Origin of the sequence: Symbiopectobacterium sp. RP, assembly GCF_050472005.1 — a bacterium.
GTDB lineage: Bacteria > Pseudomonadota > Gammaproteobacteria > Enterobacterales > Enterobacteriaceae > Symbiopectobacterium.
The window spans coordinates 209,590-225,105 of record NZ_JBGOGS010000002.1; the positions used below are offsets into that span (position 1 = coordinate 209,590).

Consider the following 15,516-nt stretch of genomic DNA (forward strand, 5'->3'; position numbering starts at 1 on the left):
ATGATAAATGTACTGATTGTTGATGACGATGCCATGGTTGCAGAACTTAACCGTTCCTATCTGAGCCAGGTGCCCGGTTTCAACTGTTATGCAACGGTGCCAACCTTACAGCAGGCGCGAAATTTACTGATGCAACCCGATTCCGAGATCGATCTGGTGCTGCTCGATATCTATATGCAGCAGGATAACGGGTTGGATCTGCTGCCGACCATTCGTGAGTTCAGCGAACAAACGGATGTGATTATCATCTCCTCCGCCAGTGATGTGTATACCATTAAGAAAGCACTGCATTACGGCGTGGTCGATTACCTGATCAAACCGTTCCAGTTCTCTCGCTTTGAACAGGCGCTGACCGCCTATCGCGAAGAAGCGAACCTGCTGAAACATCGAGAATTTGTTGCTCAGTCGGACATTGATAGCCTGATTCGTCGCACCAGCGGCGGTGTGGCCGGTGAGCGTAAAAAACTGCCGAAAGGGCTGACCAGTCTGACGCTACGCACCGTCTGTGAATGGATTGAAGGCAACCAAGGGGCTGAGTTTTCCACGGAAATGCTGGCAAACGCGATTGGCATCTCTCGCGTATCTTGCCGTAAGTATCTGACATATCTCGCTGATACTAATATTCTTGCCACCAATATCCTTTACGGATCGACTGGTCGCCCTGTGTACCTTTACCGCCTGCTACCCGAGAAACAAGACGCACTGCGCCAGTATTGCGAGTAGTATGCTGTTTCTCTCCTCGCGCTATCGTATAGGCGATAGCGCGATGTTGTTATAGCCAAACGACTTAAAAATGATTACATCTAATGCCATGATATGCGGCAAAAAAAGCATAGCTGGCTGTTATCAAAATAATGTCGGTTGGCTATACCATCATGTTCTTTCTATTTGATGCGCGCATTGTCATCGGTTTGGTCTTGGTATCTCCATACCGTCTTCTCCCCTTTTTCGTATTTCAATCAATACTCAATAAAGAAGTATTTTCTATAAATAATCACCGGTGATGCTATAGCCAAGCGACTTAATTTTGATTACACCATATGGACTGAGAACAAAATCTCTGTATCGCAACCACTCTCTCTTTTTTTGCTTGTGCCCATTTATGCTCAATGGGGTTAAGATCTGGCGAATATGTAGGCAAATACTCCACCATATACCCTGCATCGATGATGACTTGTTGAATATTATGTTTTTTGTGAAAAGTTGCATTGTCCATCACGATTACCCTGTTTTTAGGGAGTACTGGGATAAGGACTTGTGTGACCCAGGAATAGAAAACATCGCTGTTAATATTGATATCAAATAATCCGATAGCAAACAGCGTTGTGCCTAATAAAGCGCCGATAACATTTGTTCTTCCCTTAAAAACAATAGGTTTACCTTCTTTTTCATACTGTTGTTTTTTTGTTGAAATGCTTGCCGGGCGCTTTCGTCGGCTTTCGGATGAGGTAGCGTTTTTTTATAGGTCAATCCCAGCTTTTTAAGAGCTTGCCAAATGGCCTTCTGACAAACGCCAAAACGCTCTGCACGTTCTTTTTGGTAAGCATCTGGGGCTTTGTTGAATAATAGTGAGTCATGCTGTTTTGCCAGCCAGTTTTGGTAGAAAATGCTTGCAACATCAGGTTTACAGTTTTCTTATGAGGCCTAACTGCATGATTTTTCGTTGCGAGGATCTGTCGTTTCACCGGGGGTGCAGCATAAAATATGTTTATTCAACAAAGCCAGCATCTGAATATTGTTCAACATCTTTTATCAACTCGGATTCATCGATCTTTCGCGGACGCGTGGTCGATGCTTTTGACTCTATAGCCAAGCGACATTATTTTGATAACAATTATCTGTATTTTTTTGCCACATATCAGGGCATTGGCTATAATCATTTTTAAGTCGGTTGGCTATATTTGATTAATCCAACGCGATACAGAGGCAGGGCCAATCCGAAATTGCTTCGCTGTTTCTCGGATACTCAACCCTCCTTCTTCCCGTGTAGATATCACTTTACGTCTAAAATCAATTGAATAGCTCATTTAAATAATGTAATCAAAATTAAGTCGTTTAGCTATATACCAACCCGTTGGTGTTTATTGCGGCAGTATGCCTGATGATCCTGTTCAAAGCGGCAGCACTGAGCGCACCTTTGCCCGGATTTTCGTTTATCTCCCGCCATTCTCTGGCTATTTATGGCTTCCATGCCCTGATTATTCATTTTATTCGTACTCGCGATCTGGCCCTGAAAGGGTGGCCGATACTGGATATCTTTTACGTTTTTTTCTGCGCGGTGATATGCAGCATACTGCTTTCCCTGTTGGTGCAGCGATGCGACATCCGGCGTTGAGTTAGTTAATGGATATCGTTCATCAATGGGCGCAACTGCTGGTAGAGCATACGAAACGTTTCTCGTTGCTGCGCATAGCGGGCGTGCTGTGCGGCATCGGGCTGGTGAATCTGTTCCAGAGGCAGCGGTGGCAACAGGTCGGCCAGAGAGATAGCGGGATTCACGGCGCTTTGTGCCAGCCGCGCCGCCCCCAGAGCGGGGCCGACATCGCCGCCAGTGCGGTACTCCAGCGTCTGTCCGCTGATATCCGCCAGCATTTGACGCCAGTACGCGCTGCGTGCACCACCGCCAATCAACGTGATACTGGAGGGGCGCAGCCCGGTCATGTGCAGCACGTCCATGCCATCGGCAAGCGCGAACCCAACGCCTTCCAACACGGCGCGAGCCAGTTCTGCCCGGCCGTGCTGGTAGGTTAATCCCCAAAAAGCTCCTTTTGCCTGCGGATTATTGTGCGGGGTACGCTCGCCTGAAAGGTAGGGGAGGAAGCAGACCGGCGGTACGCTGGTGCTGAAAGTGGCCTGTGCCACTTCTTCCAGTAATTGCGATACGCTTTCGGCATGGGTCAATCGAGCTACCCACTCCAGACACGATGCCGCGCTCAACATCACCGACATCAAATGCCAAGTGCCCGGTAAGGCATGGCAGAAGCTGTGCACCGCATGCTGCGGGTTGCTGAGAAAACCATCGCTGACCGCAAAGTAGACGCCGGATGTTCCCAGTGACAGCATGGCTTGCCCCGCTTGCCACAGGCCTACCCCAACGGCACCCGCTGAATTATCGCCGCCACCGGCGACCACTAGGACGCTATTCATGTTCCAGTGCTGTGCCAGTGCATCAGAAAGGTAACCGGTTATCTGATTGCCTTCAAACAAGTCAGGCATTGCCTCGCGATCGAGCGAACAGGCAGCGAGCAGAGTATCACTCCAGTCCCGTTTACCGACATCCAACCACATCGTACCGGCGGCATCCGACATGTCGCTGGCAAATTCGCCCGTCATACACCAGCGCAGGTAGTCTTTGGGTAACAGAACCTTATCAATCTGCCGAAAGCATGTGGGCTCATGTTCCTGAACCCATTTCAGTTTAGGAGCCGTGAAGCCCGGCATCATCAGATTACCCGTAATCTGGCGAGAATCCGGCACCTGTTGTTCCAACGTGTGGCATTGGGCGGCACTACGGCCATCGTTCCACAGCATCGCGGGGCGTAACACCCGATGCTGTTTGTCGAGCAAGGTAGCACCATGCATTTGCCCTGTCAGGCCGATAGCCTTAACGGCATGTAAATCGTGCTGTGTTGCCAGCGCTTGTACCGTGGCATCGGTTGCTATCCACCACGCCTCGGGAGATTGCTCAGACCAGAGTGGATGGGGGCGGGATACCGTTAACGGTGCGCTTTGTGCGGCAATGAGGCAGCCTTCCTCATTCAACAGAAGGGTCTTTACGCCCGACGTGCCGAGATCGATACCCATATACATAATGTGAGATCCTTGTTTAGACCTGCCGATACCGCTGTAATTCCCACCGCGTTATTCCCACGGATAAGTCGCAACATCCGTGAGAATAGGCGACTTTTAACCCTTACTGATATAGCCAAGAGACTTAATTTTGATTACACCATATGGACTGAGAACAAAATCTCTGTATCGCAACCACTCTCTCTTTTTTTGCTTTTTGCTTGTGCCCATTTATGCTCAATGGGGTTAAGATCTGGCGAATATGTAGGCAAATACTCCACCATATACCCTGCATCGATGATGACTTGTTGAATATTATGTTTTTTGTGAAAAGTTGCATTGTCCATCACGATTACCCTGTTTTTAGGGAGTACTGGGATAAGGACTTGTGTGACCCAGGAATAGAAAACATCGCTGTTAATATTGATATCAAATAATCCGATAGCAAACAGCGTTGTGCCTAATAAAGCGCCGATAACATTTGTTCTTCCCTTGGCTCCCCCGTTCTTCAGGCCAAAACACCGTTGACCTTTTGGGGAATAGCCGTGAGTCCGTGGGGTATCGTGTGGAAAACCACTTTCATCAATAAAAACAATAGGTTTACCTTCTTTTTCATACTGTTGTATTTTTTGTTGAAATGCTTGCCGGGCGATTTCGTCGGCTTTCGGATGACGTAGAGTTTTTTATAGGTCAATCCCAGCTTTTTAAGAGCTTGCCAAATGGCCTTCTGACAAACGCCAAAACGCTCTGCACGTTCTTTTTGGTAAGCATCTGGATATGGTTCAACATCTTTTATCAACTCGGATTTATCGCTCTTTCGCTGACGCGTGGTCGATGCTTTTGACGCTATTTGATTAATCCAACGCGATACAGAGGCAGGGCCAATCCGAAATTGCTTCGCTGTTTCCCGGATACTCAACCCTTTCTTCTTCCTGTGTAGATATCACTTTACGTCTAAAATCAATTGAATAGCTCATTTAAATAATGTAATCAAAATTAAGTTGTTTGGCTATATAGGTAGTTGTTGATCAAATTCTCCAACATTTCCTGATGCCCGCTTTGGTGTTTCGGTGCGAGTTGTTTTGCGTGGACGTATTTTGCCAACTGTTCGAGGGAAAGTTTACCTTGCAGGATTTGCTGCCCAAGTTCGCCGTTCCAGCCCGCATAGCGTTTAGCAACCCATTGGTTCAACTTGTCATCTTCCAGCATCCGGGCTGCGACTTTTAGCGACAACGCCAGCGTATCCATGGCACCTATATGGGCATGGAACAGATCGTAGCGATCGGTGCTTTGGCGACGCACTTTGGCGTCAAAATTTAGTCCACCGGTTGTGAAGCCACCTGCTTTGAGGATCTCATACATGATTAAGGCATTCTCTTCCACGCTGTTCGGGAACTGATCGGTATCCCAGCCCAACTGCGGGTCGCCACGGTTGGCATCAACCGAACCAAAAATCCCCAGCGCGATGGCAGTGGCGATTTCATGGTGGAACGTGTGTCCTGCCAGCGTAGCGTGGTTTGCTTCAATATTAACCTTGATCTCTTTTTCTAAACCGAACTGTTTCAGGAAACCATAAACGGTTGCCACATCGTAATCGTACTGATGCTTGGTCGGCTCCTGCGGTTTCGGTTCGATAAGCAGCGTGCCCTGAAAACCGATTTTATGCTTATGCTCTACCACCATCTGCATAAAGCGGCCAATCTGTTCCAGTTCCTGACGCAAATCGGTATTTAGCAAGGTTTCATAGCCTTCGCGCCCGCCCCACAGTACGTAGTTTTCTCCTCCGAGCTTCTGAGTGGCGTTCATGGCAGAAAAGACCTGTGTCGCTGCCCAGGCAAAAATTTCCGGATCTGGGTTGGTGGCAGCACCGGCAGCATAACGAGGGTGTGTAAAGCAGTTGGCGGTTCCCCAGAGCAGTTTTACCCCTGTTTGCTGCTGCTTTTCGGCAAATTTGTCGACAATGGTTTGGAAATTATACATATAGTCATTCAATGAACTGCCTTCCGGTGCGATATCCACGTCGTGGAAGCAGTAGTAAGGCACGTTCAATTTTTGGAAAAACTCAAAGGCAATATCGGCTTTTTGTTTTGCCAATTCCAAGGGCTCCCCTGCCGCTTGCCAGGGTCGTTCAAAGGAGCCAACGCCAAACATATCGGCACCGTTCCAACAGAAGGTGTGCCAGTATGCGACGGCGAAACGCAAATGCTCTGACATCCGTTTCCCCAAAATTTCCTGTTCGGGATTGTAATGGCGGAAAGCGAAGGGATTTGTGGTGCCGCGGCCTTCATAACGAACACGTTCAATTTGTTCAAAATAGGTTGGCATGGAGAACTCCTTAAGAAAAGCGGGTAAGCGGTCATTGTTATTCATCTTCGGAGGGGATCGACGTTTGCTCAATTATGTTATTTCACACTTGTGTTCAGATAATTATTAAGTGTGCAGCCGATCGCAAAAAATAACGGAGAGAAATATTCTGAATGCACATTCATGAATAATGAGGGATGGTTGAGGGCGATAACAATAAAATATGACCTACTTCATGAAATTACTATTAAACCAAAAAACATAATTGCTTGGTGAAAATCTGTAATTGAAGCCGCTCCAGTTACCGGCAACACTTTTTCTGCTTGGTAGCGTTTCTTTCCTGCACGTTAAACGTTTAAAAAGAAAGGTACTCATGATGAAAGTTAAACACTTTTTACTGTCAGCCTGTGCCGTACTTGCGTTAATAAGCCATGCTGGATTTGCCAAAGAGGTAAAAATTGGTATGGCAATCGATGACTTGCGTTTGGAACGCTGGCAGAAAGATAGCGATCTCTTTGTTGCCAAGGCGCAAGCGCAGGGGGCGACGGTGTTCGTTCAGTCTTCGAACGGCAATGAGGAAAACCAGATTTCTCAAATAGAAAACATGATAAATCGCGGCGTCGATGTCCTGGTTATTATTCCTTATAACGGCCAGGTGCTTAGCAATGTGATTGCAGAAGCAAAACGCGAAGGTATCAAGGTGTTAGCCTATGACCGCATGATCAATAACGCGGATGTGGATTTTTATATCTCGTTTGATAATGAAAAGGTGGGAGAGCTACAAGCGAAATATTTGATTGACAAAGTGCCACAAGGTAATTATTTCCTGATGGGTGGTTCGCCGGTGGACAATAATGCAAAACTGTTCCGTAAGGGCCAGATGAACGTATTAAAACCCTTGATTGACTTTGGAAAAATAAAAGTTGTTGGCGATCAATGGGTCGATGCGTGGTTGCCAGAAAATGCCTTGAAAATTATGGAGAATGCACTAACGGCAAACAATAACAATATTCAGGCTGTCGTCGCCTCCAATGATGCCACAGCGGGCGGTGCGATTCAGGCTTTGGCCGCGCAAGGCTTGGCGGGCAAGGTGGCGATTTCCGGGCAGGATGCGGATTTGGCGGCGATAAAACGCATTATCGCTGGCACGCAAACTATGACGGTGTACAAACCGATCAGCAAGCTGGCAACGGAAGCTGCTGATATTGCCGTTGCGTTAGGGGCGGGAAAAGCCCCCAAGTCCAACGCCTCGCTGGAGAATGGATTAAAAGCGGTACCATCGTATCTGTTAGCGCCGGTGCCAGTTGATAAATCCAACATTGAAACCACCGTGATTGCCGATGGCTTCCATAAAGCCGCCGATCTCAAGTGAGTAACTGGCCCCGAGTGTCCTCTGACACCGGGGCTTAGGTTGTCTGCGTTACCGGGTGTGCGGCGGATGAACGATGGAGGCGAGAATGCCGTTCTTGTTGGAAATGAAAAACATCACCAAGGTGTTTGGCAGCGTAAAGGCGGTGGATAATGTCAGCCTGGCGCTGGAAGCCGGACAAGTATTATCGCTGTGCGGTGAGAATGGTTCGGGTAAATCGACGCTGATGAAAGTGCTTTGCGCCATTTATCCTTTCGGCAGCTATGGCGGGGATATCCTCTTCACTGGCAATCCGCTGCACACCAGCCATATTCGTGATACTGAGCAGAAGGGTATCGCCATCATTCATCAGGAACTGGCGCTGGTCAAAGAGATGAGCGTATTGGAGAACATTTTCCTAGGTAATGAGTGGATGGCACGCGGCATATTGGACAGTGATTCGATGTATTTGCGCTGCCAGACCATGCTGGCGCGCGTCAAGCTTGAGGTCGATCCTCATACCCGAGTTGGTGAACTGGGTCTGGGCCAACAGCAACTGGTGGAGATTGCCAAGGCACTTAACAAGCAGGTGCGGCTGTTGGTATTGGACGAACCGACTGCCTCACTGACTGAGCGGGAAACCGCGATTTTGCTGGATATCATTCGTGATTTGCGCAATCACGGTATCGCCTGTATCTACATTTCCCACAAGCTAAATGAAGTCAAAGCCATTTCGGACGTCATCTGTGTGATTCGCGATGGCAAGCATATCGGTACCCATCCTGCCGACTCGCTTAGTGAAGAGCAGATCATCGCCATGATGGTGGGGCGGGAGCTAACCGAGCTTTACCCCTCTGAAGCGCATGACATTGGCGAGGAGATCCTGCGCGTCGAACACCTGACGGCGTGGCATCCGGTTAACCGCCATATTCGTCGCGTCAATGATGTTTCCTTCGCGCTGCGTCGGGGGGAAATTCTGGGCGTCGCGGGGCTGGTTGGCTCCGGCCGGACCGAAACGGTGCAATGTCTGTTTGGTGCTTACCGTGGACGCTGGCAGGGCAATATTGTGCTCAAGGGGCAGCCTGTAGCGATTAACGATTGCCAGCAGGCGATGGCGCTGGGTATCGCGATGGTGCCGGAAGACCGCAAAAAGGATGGCATTGTTCCGGTGATGAGCGTGGCGCAAAACATTACGCTGGCGGCACTCGACCGCTTTTCCGGGCTGTTTTCTTCGCTGGATGACGCGCGCGAACAGGATGTGATTCGCCAGTCGATTGCCCATCTTAAGGTGAAAACGGCCAGTCAGGATTTAGCCATTGCCCGCCTGAGCGGCGGGAACCAGCAAAAAGTGGTGTTGGCAAAATGCCTGTTGTTAAACCCCGATATTTTGATCCTCGATGAGCCTACGCGCGGCATCGATATCGGCGCAAAATATGAAATATATAAACTTATTAATCAGTTAGCCAAAGAAGGGATGGCGATCATCGTCATTTCATCCGAGCTGCCGGAGGTGCTGGGACTGAGCGATCGTGTCCTGGTGATGCATGAAGGGCGTGTAAAAGCGGATTTGGTTAATCACGATTTGACACAAGAGCAGGTTATGGAAGCCGCGCTGAGGAGTGAACAACATGTTGAAAACGCCACCGTCTAATGCCTCTGCCGATACCCTGGCACCCAAACAACCGGCACCCGCGGGCGAGGCCGTGCGCTGGTTCAGGCAGGTAAATCTTCAGGTGTTTGTCATGATTGCCGCCATTATCGCGATTATGCTGTTTTTCACCTTGATGACCGATGGCTCCTATCTCAGCGCGCGTAATGTGTCTAACCTGCTGCGCCAGACGGCCATCACCGGCATTTTGGCGGTGGGGATGGTGTTTGTCATCGTCTCTGCCGAAATTGATCTCTCGGTAGGCTCCATGATGGGGTTACTGGGCGGATTGGCCGCCATCTTTGACGTGTGGTTAGGGTGGCCGCTGCCGTTGACAATCGTGGTGACGCTGCTTCTGGGGCTGTTATTGGGTGCCTGGAACGGCTGGTGGGTAGCGTACCGTAAAGTGCCCTCATTTATTGTTACCTTGTCGGGAATGCTGGCTTTTCGCGGTATTCTCATCGGCATTACTAACGGTACCACCGTCTCTCCGACCAGTAGCGCCATGGCACAGATCGGCCAAAGCTATCTGCCTGCGGGTGTCGGATTTACGCTTGGGGTGGCGGGGTTACTGACATTTATTGCCTGGCAATGGCGTCGGCGGCAAAAACGGGCCAGTCTGGGGCTCAGCGTAACACGTCCGGTCAGTGACATTGGGCGGCAGGCCGTTATGGCGGTGTTGGTGCTGGGCGCGATTTACCTGCTGAATGACTATCGTGGTGTGCCTACGCCTGTGCTGATTTTGACGCTGCTAATGCTGGGCGGGATTTTTATGGCAACGCGCACGGCGTTTGGGCGTCGCATTTATGCCATTGGTGGCAATATCGAGGCGGCCCGCTTGTCGGGTATCAACGTTGCACGCAGCAAGTTGGCGGTTTTTGCCATTAACGGGCTGATGGTGGCGGTTGCAGGGTTGATTTTAAGTTCGCGTTTGGGGGCAGGTTCACCTTCTGCGGGCAACATTGCCGAGTTGGATGGCATCGCCGCGTGCGTAATCGGTGGCACCAGTTTGGCCGGTGGTGTTGGCAGCGTAGCTGGGGCGGTCATGGGGGCGTTTATCATGGCCTCGTTAGATAATGGAATGAGCATGTTGGATGTTCCGACTTTTTGGCAGTACATCGTCAAAGGCGGCATTTTGCTGTTGGCGGTGTGGATGGATACGGCCACCAAGCGCAAAGGCTGACCGTCTCTGATGACATGATGTCAGCGGGTTTCAGGAAACAGGCTGCGGCTCGCATTAATCAGCAAAATATTTTTGCTCACCGTGGAGGTGTGCTATTGAGAAGAGCATCTCCACGGCTGGAGCAGTGAATATGTTTGAAAAACGCTATCGTATTACGCTGTTGTTTAATGCCAATAAAGTCTACGACCGACAAGTGGTGGAGGGCGTGGGCGAGTACTTGCAGGCCTCTCAATGCGGTTGGGATATTTTTATTGAAGAGGATTTCCGCTGCCGTATTGATAATGTGAAAGACTGGCTGGGCGATGGCGTGATTGCTGATTTTGACGATCGGGAAATTGTTCAGTCGTTGCATAATGTGGGCGTGCCATTGGTGGGCGTTGGCGGCTCTTATCACGATCCTGATGACTATCCTCCTGTGCATTACATCGCGACCGATAATCATGCCTTGGTGCAATGTGCGTTTATGCATCTGAAAGAGAAAGGGCTTAATCGCTTTGCCTTTTATGGATTACCGCCTTCGGGTGGCAAAGGGTGGGCGCAGGAGCGCGAGTACGCTTTTCGTCAACTGGTCGCATCGGAGCAATATCAGGGCGTGGTGTATCAGGGGATGGAAACCGCGCCGGACAACTGGCAATACGCACAAAATCGCCTTGCAGACTGGGTGCAAACCTTACCGCCACAAACCGGCATTATCGCCGTTACGGATGCTCGAGCCCGCCATTTGTTGCAGGTGTGCGAATATTTGAACATCGCGGTACCGGAAAAACTCTGTGTCATCGGTATCGATAATGAAGAGCTGACACGTTATCTGTCTCGGGTGGCGCTCTCATCTGTTGCGCAGGGTACACGGCAGATGGGCTATCGCGCCGCCAAATTGCTGCATCAGTTGTTACACCATCCGGTAGCACTACCGCTTCAGCGCATTTTGGTTCCTCCCGTGCGGGTGATACGACGCAGTTCCACCGATTACCGTTCGGTGCACGACCCGGCAGTGATTCAGGCCATGCACTATATTCGCTGCTATGCCTGTAAAGGTATTAAAGTCGAGCAGGTGCTGGATGCCGTCGGCATGTCGCGCTCCAATCTGGAAAAGCGCTTTAAAGATGAAATGGGGCAGACCATTCACGGTGTCATTCACGCAGAAAAACTGGAGCGCGCGCGCAATCTACTGGTGTCAACTTCACTGTCGATCAACGAGATCTCGGTGATGTGTGGTTACCCGTCGCTGCCCTATTTTTATGCGGTGTTCAGGAAAGAGTATGATTTGACGCCGAAAGAGTATCGCGATCGTTTCGGTGAAGATATGAATCGGTGAAATGCCCGCCCTCGTTCACGATAGCCGGGCTATCGGTTTTTTAGGCCGGTACACGCCAGTGATCGTAATATAGCCAAGCGACTTAATTTTGATTACACCATATGGACTGAGAACAAAATCTCTGTATCGCAACCACTCTCTCTTTTTTTGCTTTTTGCTTGTGCCCATTTATGCTCAATGGGGTTAAGATCTGGCGAATATGTAGGCAAATACTTCACCATATACCCTGCATCGATGATGACTTGTTGAATATTATGTTTTTTGTGAAAAGTTGCATTGTCCATCACGATTACCCTGTTTTTAGGGAGTACTGGGATAAGGACTTGTGTGACCCAGGAATAGAAAACATCGCTGTTAATATTGATATCAAATAATCCGATAGCAAACAGCGTTGTGCCTAATAAAGCGCCGATAACATTTGTTCTTCCCTTGGCTCCCCCGTTCTTCAGGCCAAAACACCGTTGACCTTTTGGGGAATAGCCGTGAGTCCGTGGGGTATCATGTGGAAAACCACTTTCATCAATAAAAACAATAGGTTTTCCTTCTTTTTCATACTGTTGTTTTTTTGTTGAAATGCTTGCCGGGCGCTTTCGGATGACGTAGAGTTTTTTTATAGGTCAATCCCAGCTTTTTAAGAGCTTGCCAAATGGCCTTCTGACAAACGCCAAAACGCTCTGCACGTTCTTTTTGGTAAGCATCTGGATATGGTTCAACATCTTTTATCAACTCGGATTTATCGCTCTTTCGCTGACGCGTGGTCGATGCTTTTGACGCTATTTGATTAATCCAACGCGATACAGAGGCAGGGCCAATCCGAAATTGCTTCGCTGTTTCTCGGATACTCAACCCTTCTTCTTCCCGTGTAGATATCACTTTACGTCTAAAATCAATTGAATAACTCATTTAAATAACGTAATCAAAATTAAGTCGTTTAGCTATAATGTGTTGGCTTCACACCCCAAAACCATGCAACCGAAAGTTAAGGCTGAGCTGCGGGAGGTTTGGCTAGCAGAGAGCCGCGATGCCGCTAATGAAGCCTTTGATGTTTTGTTGGCAAGGTTTTCAGCGAAGTATCCTGCAGCGATGAAGAAGCTGGAGAAAGCTCGAGAAGAACTGCTGGCATTCTACGACTTCCCGTCAGAGCACTGGGCGTCAATAAGAACGACAAATCCGATTGAATCGGCTTTTGCGACTGTGAGGCTACGAAGCAGACGCGCGAAGAACAGTGGTTCGAGAGAAACAACCCTGTCAATGGTATTTAAGCTGCTCCAGTCTGCACAGAAAAGCTGGAACCGACTAAGAGGATTTGACCTGCTGACCCTGGTTGTAAGCAACGTCCAATTTAAGGATGGAGAACAGATTCACGAAGCATCAGAGCGGAACGTAGCCTGATCGCCATACACCAGATTTGCTAATAACTCATATAAAAAATTAAACGACTTTTATTTCATGTATATGATGGCTTTGTTGAATAAATCAGAACTTGTAACGACTGCGCCCCATACGGGTCGATTGTTACGTGATGCGAATACTGTTCGGCATTCCTAATAGCGTGATCAGGTTAAGCGCTTTGACCATGGCTTCACCCACCTGACCATCGTAGTCTCTCAGACTTAGATGACCACCCAGAAGCCTTTTGAACCGGAACATGGCCGTTTCAGCCACTGAGCGCCGGTGATAGCCCACTTTCTTTTTCCAGATAGCGTTACTACCGCTAATGCGCTGATTTGCAACAGCGTGGTTACGCTCGTGGTAGTGATCTTGCCAATATTGCGCCCCCCTTCGTGGCGGGATAAGCGGCCTTATTTTCTTCCTCACCAGAGCATCATAGCAGTAAACTGTATCCTAAGCGCCGTCAGCCGATGCCTCTCTGATTTTCCGGTGGGTCTGGTTTATCAGCACCGGTAGAGCTTGGGCATCAGTCGTACCACTGAGCGACAAATCCGCACAGATAATCTCATGCGTCACACTGTCTACTGCCAGGTGCAGCTTACGCCATACCCTGCGTCTGTCGGCACCATGCTGCCGGACTTTCCATTCGCCTTCGCCAAAGACCTTCAGGCCGGTTCCATCAATGACCAGATGTGAGATTTCACCACGGGTTGGCGTTTTTATGCTGATGTTCACTGTCTTTGCTCGCTTGCTGAGCAGCGAATAGTCTGGACAATGGAGCGACAATTTAATCAGTTTAAAAATCGAGTCACCAAAGCCCTGTAAAGCCCTCAATGAAAGGCCAAACACGCGTTTCATCATCAGGACTGTGGTGATGGCCATATTTGAGTAGTGGAGCGGTCGTCCACGCCGTTCAGTAGTGTTTTTTTCCGTCCATGCAGCAATGGCTGATTCATCTAGCCATACGGTTAGAGAACCGCGCTGCTTGAGGGCCTTGTTATAAGAGGGCCAGTTGGTGATTTTAAAATTTTGTTTTGCCATGGAGACCTGATTTTGAAACAACTGTGTTGATCTGCTCCGATGATTACCCAAAAGTTCTATTTATTCAACAAAGCCGTATATGATGTCAAAAACGCATGGTGAGTATTTTCATTTAAAGCAAGAATAACATTCAATAACAACAGAAACCGTATTATTTATACCTCAGGAAATAAAGTGTATTAGTCGCGACTAGATCTGACACTGGACCTTGAAAGGTTGAGAGTTACCGGTTTTGATATGGGTGTCTAATCCTTAAACAAAACGAGAGGTAACTCTCATGCTTCATACTAACAATCCCATTATCAAACACAAAGCCGGCCTGCTCAATCTCGCCGAAGAACTCGGTAACGTATCAAAAGCCTGCAAGAGCATGGGCGTGTCACGCGATAGATTTTACCGTTATCAGGAACTGGCTGCTGAAGGCGCCATTGATGCGCTGGTTAACCAGAACCGCCGGGTTCCGAACCTGAAGAACCGCGCCGACGAAGCCACTGAACGCACGGTTGTTGATTATGCTATTGAGTTCCCGCCCCATGGGCAGCACCGGACCAATAATGAGCTGTGTAAAAAAGGCGTGTTTATCTCCGGCAGCGGCGTGCGCTCCATCTGGCAACGACACGACCTGGAGAACTTCCGTAAACGCCTGAAGGCGCTTGAGGAAAAGGTCGCCAGAGAAGGCATTGTCCTTACCGACGCTCAAATCGCAGCCCTGGAGAAGAAGGCGCACGATGATGAGGCCTGCGGTGAAATCGAGACGGCACATCCCGGGTATCTGGGCTCGCAGGACACCTTCTACGTGGGCAATCTGAAGGGGGTGGGCCGTATCTACCAGCAGATGTTCGTGGATACGTACTCGAAAGTGGCGCACTGCAAGCTGTATACGAATAAAACACCGCTCACCGCTGCCGACCTGCTCAATGATCGCGTACTCCCGTTCTACGAGGCTCAGGGACTGCCGGTGCTGAGAATACTGACCGACAGGGGTACGGAGTACTGTGGTAAAGTGGAGCAGCATGATTATCAGCTTTATCTGGCTATCAACGATATCGAGCATACGAAAACGAAGGCGATGTCTCCGCAGACGAACGGCACCTGTGAGCGCTTCCATAAAACCATTTTGCAGGATTTTTATCAGGTTACGTTCGGCAAGAAGTTATATGGAGACCTGGAAAGCCTGCAGGTAGATCTGGACAACTGGTTGTGGCATTACAATAATGAGCGAACTCATCAGGGAAAAATGTGCTGCAGGCGTACGCCGATGGCCACTTTACTCGATGGAAAACGGAGCTGGGCAGAAAAGAATCTGAACCAGATGTAATCTGACAGACACCTGTATAAATAATCGGTAACTGTCAGCTCAGGTCTGAGCTAGTACAAATAAAGGATGAAATCACATCTTACTCTGACTAATATTCTCTCTACTTATCCTTCAATATGCGCGACAAAAAGGCCAACATACGTTGGCCTTTTCACTATCTGAAATAAATACTATTGCA

The 15,516-nt window shown here is 49.0% G+C and carries 16 protein-coding genes and 5 pseudogenes; 8 read left to right on the plus strand and 13 right to left on the minus strand.

All coding sequences use genetic code 11. The annotated features are described in order from the left end of the window. Positions 1 to 723 carry a two-component system response regulator DcuR gene (dcuR, locus tag ACD630_RS19055; RefSeq protein WP_430360301.1) on the plus strand — a complete coding sequence of 241 codons (723 nt, stop codon included), beginning with the start codon at positions 1 to 3 and terminating at the stop codon, positions 721 to 723. A gap of 261 nt (positions 724 to 984) precedes the next feature. Here the strand turns inward: dcuR and ACD630_RS19060 are convergent, their stop codons facing one another. The 4 genes and pseudogenes from ACD630_RS19060 to ACD630_RS19075 form a co-directional block, all read right to left on the minus strand. After that, entirely contained in the window at positions 985 to 1,110 is a 126-nt protein-coding gene (locus tag ACD630_RS19060) for a hypothetical protein (RefSeq protein WP_430360302.1), read from the minus strand. 28 nt (positions 1,111 to 1,138) lie between these two features. Next, positions 1,139 to 1,414: pseudogene (locus ACD630_RS19065) on the minus strand (transposase); the annotation flags it as partial. After that, the gene (locus tag ACD630_RS19070) at positions 1,330 to 1,608 is read right to left on the minus strand and encodes an IS630 transposase-related protein (RefSeq protein WP_430361190.1); all 279 of its coding nucleotides are present in this window, start codon (positions 1,606 to 1,608) and stop codon (positions 1,330 to 1,332) included. The gene ACD630_RS19070 and the pseudogene ACD630_RS19065, both read right to left, overlap by 85 nt. A gap of 287 nt (positions 1,609 to 1,895) precedes the next feature. Beyond that, positions 1,896 to 2,027, minus strand: coding sequence for an IS630 transposase-related protein (locus ACD630_RS19075; protein ID WP_430360296.1), 132 nt, complete (start codon positions 2,025 to 2,027; stop codon positions 1,896 to 1,898). 47 nt (positions 2,028 to 2,074) lie between these two features. Between ACD630_RS19075 and ACD630_RS19080 the strand changes: the two genes are divergently transcribed. After that, on the plus strand, positions 2,075 to 2,335 hold the full coding sequence (locus ACD630_RS19080; protein ID WP_430360303.1) for a hypothetical protein: 261 nt from the start codon (positions 2,075 to 2,077) through the stop codon (positions 2,333 to 2,335). Positions 2,336 to 2,340: 5 nt separating this feature from the next. On the opposite strand, the gene xylB is transcribed toward ACD630_RS19080, so the two are convergent. From xylB to xylA, 5 genes and pseudogenes are all read right to left on the minus strand, one after another. After that, positions 2,341 to 3,810, minus strand: coding sequence for a xylulokinase (xylB, locus tag ACD630_RS19085; RefSeq protein ID WP_430360304.1), 1,470 nt, complete (start codon positions 3,808 to 3,810; stop codon positions 2,341 to 2,343). A 242-nt stretch (positions 3,811 to 4,052) separates the two neighbouring features. Next, positions 4,053 to 4,415, minus strand: a pseudogene (locus tag ACD630_RS19090) (IS630 family transposase); the annotation flags it as partial. Beyond that, positions 4,298 to 4,702 carry an IS630 transposase-related protein gene (locus ACD630_RS19095; RefSeq protein ID WP_430361191.1) on the minus strand — a complete coding sequence of 135 codons (405 nt, stop codon included), beginning with the start codon at positions 4,700 to 4,702 and terminating at the stop codon, positions 4,298 to 4,300. The pseudogene ACD630_RS19090 and the gene ACD630_RS19095, both read right to left, overlap by 118 nt. Next, positions 4,644 to 4,766 carry a hypothetical protein gene (locus tag ACD630_RS19100; protein WP_430360305.1) on the minus strand — a complete coding sequence of 41 codons (123 nt, stop codon included), beginning with the start codon at positions 4,764 to 4,766 and terminating at the stop codon, positions 4,644 to 4,646. Before ACD630_RS19100 ends, ACD630_RS19095 begins: the two co-directional genes overlap by 59 nt. 19 nt (positions 4,767 to 4,785) lie before the next feature. Next, positions 4,786 to 6,114, minus strand: a complete 1,329-nt coding sequence (xylA, locus tag ACD630_RS19105) for a xylose isomerase (protein WP_430361192.1) — start codon at positions 6,112 to 6,114, stop codon at positions 4,786 to 4,788. 355 nt (positions 6,115 to 6,469) lie between these two features. Between xylA and xylF the strand changes: the two genes are divergently transcribed. From xylF to xylR, 4 genes are all read left to right on the plus strand, one after another. After that, positions 6,470 to 7,465: a D-xylose ABC transporter substrate-binding protein gene (gene xylF / locus ACD630_RS19110; RefSeq protein WP_430361193.1), complete on the plus strand. Its 996-nt coding sequence runs from the start codon at positions 6,470 to 6,472 to the stop codon at positions 7,463 to 7,465. 85 nt (positions 7,466 to 7,550) lie between these two features. Continuing rightward, positions 7,551 to 9,092: a xylose ABC transporter ATP-binding protein gene (locus ACD630_RS19115; protein WP_430361194.1), complete on the plus strand. Its 1,542-nt coding sequence runs from the start codon at positions 7,551 to 7,553 to the stop codon at positions 9,090 to 9,092. Next, the gene (gene xylH, locus ACD630_RS19120; protein WP_430360306.1) at positions 9,070 to 10,272 is read left to right on the plus strand and encodes a xylose ABC transporter permease XylH; all 1,203 of its coding nucleotides are present in this window, start codon (positions 9,070 to 9,072) and stop codon (positions 10,270 to 10,272) included. Before ACD630_RS19115 ends, xylH begins: the two co-directional genes overlap by 23 nt. Before the next feature lie 130 nt (positions 10,273 to 10,402). Next, positions 10,403 to 11,587, plus strand: a complete 1,185-nt coding sequence (gene xylR / locus ACD630_RS19125; protein ID WP_430361195.1) for a D-xylose utilization transcriptional activator XylR — start codon at positions 10,403 to 10,405, stop codon at positions 11,585 to 11,587. Positions 11,588 to 11,602: 15 nt separating this feature from the next. Here the strand turns inward: xylR and ACD630_RS19130 are convergent, their stop codons facing one another. The 3 genes and pseudogenes from ACD630_RS19130 to ACD630_RS19140 all read right to left on the minus strand — a co-directional run bounded on the left by ACD630_RS19130 (position 11,603) and on the right by ACD630_RS19140 (position 12,490). Then, the gene (locus tag ACD630_RS19130) at positions 11,603 to 11,755 is read right to left on the minus strand and encodes a hypothetical protein (RefSeq protein WP_430360307.1); all 153 of its coding nucleotides are present in this window, start codon (positions 11,753 to 11,755) and stop codon (positions 11,603 to 11,605) included. Positions 11,756 to 11,787: 32 nt separating this feature from the next. After that, positions 11,788 to 12,201 (minus strand): annotated as a pseudogene (locus tag ACD630_RS19135) (IS630 family transposase); the annotation flags it as partial. Beyond that, a complete protein-coding gene (locus ACD630_RS19140; protein ID WP_430360308.1) occupies positions 12,137 to 12,490 on the minus strand; it encodes an IS630 transposase-related protein in 354 nt (117 codons plus the stop codon). The gene ACD630_RS19140 and the pseudogene ACD630_RS19135, both read right to left, overlap by 65 nt. A 36-nt stretch (positions 12,491 to 12,526) precedes the next feature. Between ACD630_RS19140 and ACD630_RS19145 the strand changes: the two are divergent. Then, positions 12,527 to 12,979: pseudogene (locus ACD630_RS19145) on the plus strand (transposase); the annotation flags it as partial. A gap of 123 nt (positions 12,980 to 13,102) precedes the next feature. Here the strand turns inward: ACD630_RS19145 and ACD630_RS19150 are convergent. Continuing rightward, positions 13,103 to 14,020 (minus strand): annotated as a pseudogene (locus tag ACD630_RS19150) (IS5 family transposase). Positions 14,021 to 14,297: 277 nt separating this feature from the next. Between ACD630_RS19150 and ACD630_RS19155 the strand changes: the two are divergent. Further along, positions 14,298 to 15,338, plus strand: coding sequence for an IS481 family transposase (locus ACD630_RS19155; protein ID WP_430360309.1), 1,041 nt, complete (start codon positions 14,298 to 14,300; stop codon positions 15,336 to 15,338). Positions 15,339 to 15,516: the final 178 nt, after the last annotated feature.

What these genes read in the sequence shown, in the direction of transcription:
- dcuR (WP_430360301.1), top strand. Translation starts at nt 1, where the DNA reads ATGATAAATGTACTGATTGTTGATGACGATGCCATGGTTGCAGAACTT.
- ACD630_RS19075 (WP_430360296.1), bottom strand. Translation starts at nt 2,027, where the DNA reads ATGAGCTATTCAATTGATTTTAGACGTAAAGTGATATCTACACGGGAA.
- xylB (WP_430360304.1), bottom strand. Translation starts at nt 3,810, where the DNA reads ATGTATATGGGTATCGATCTCGGCACGTCGGGCGTAAAGACCCTTCTG.
- ACD630_RS19100 (WP_430360305.1), bottom strand. Translation starts at nt 4,766, where the DNA reads ATGAGCTATTCAATTGATTTTAGACGTAAAGTGATATCTACACAGGAA.
- xylA (WP_430361192.1), bottom strand. Translation starts at nt 6,114, where the DNA reads ATGCCAACCTATTTTGAACAAATTGAACGTGTTCGTTATGAAGGCCGC.
- xylF (WP_430361193.1), top strand. Translation starts at nt 6,470, where the DNA reads ATGAAAGTTAAACACTTTTTACTGTCAGCCTGTGCCGTACTTGCGTTA.
- ACD630_RS19115 (WP_430361194.1), top strand. Translation starts at nt 7,551, where the DNA reads ATGCCGTTCTTGTTGGAAATGAAAAACATCACCAAGGTGTTTGGCAGC.
- xylH (WP_430360306.1), top strand. Translation starts at nt 9,070, where the DNA reads ATGTTGAAAACGCCACCGTCTAATGCCTCTGCCGATACCCTGGCACCC.
- xylR (WP_430361195.1), top strand. Translation starts at nt 10,403, where the DNA reads ATGTTTGAAAAACGCTATCGTATTACGCTGTTGTTTAATGCCAATAAA.
- ACD630_RS19130 (WP_430360307.1), bottom strand. Translation starts at nt 11,755, where the DNA reads ATGGGCACAAGCAAAAAGCAAAAAAAGAGAGAGTGGTTGCGATACAGA.
- ACD630_RS19140 (WP_430360308.1), bottom strand. Translation starts at nt 12,490, where the DNA reads ATGAGTTATTCAATTGATTTTAGACGTAAAGTGATATCTACACGGGAA.
- ACD630_RS19155 (WP_430360309.1), top strand. Translation starts at nt 14,298, where the DNA reads ATGCTTCATACTAACAATCCCATTATCAAACACAAAGCCGGCCTGCTC.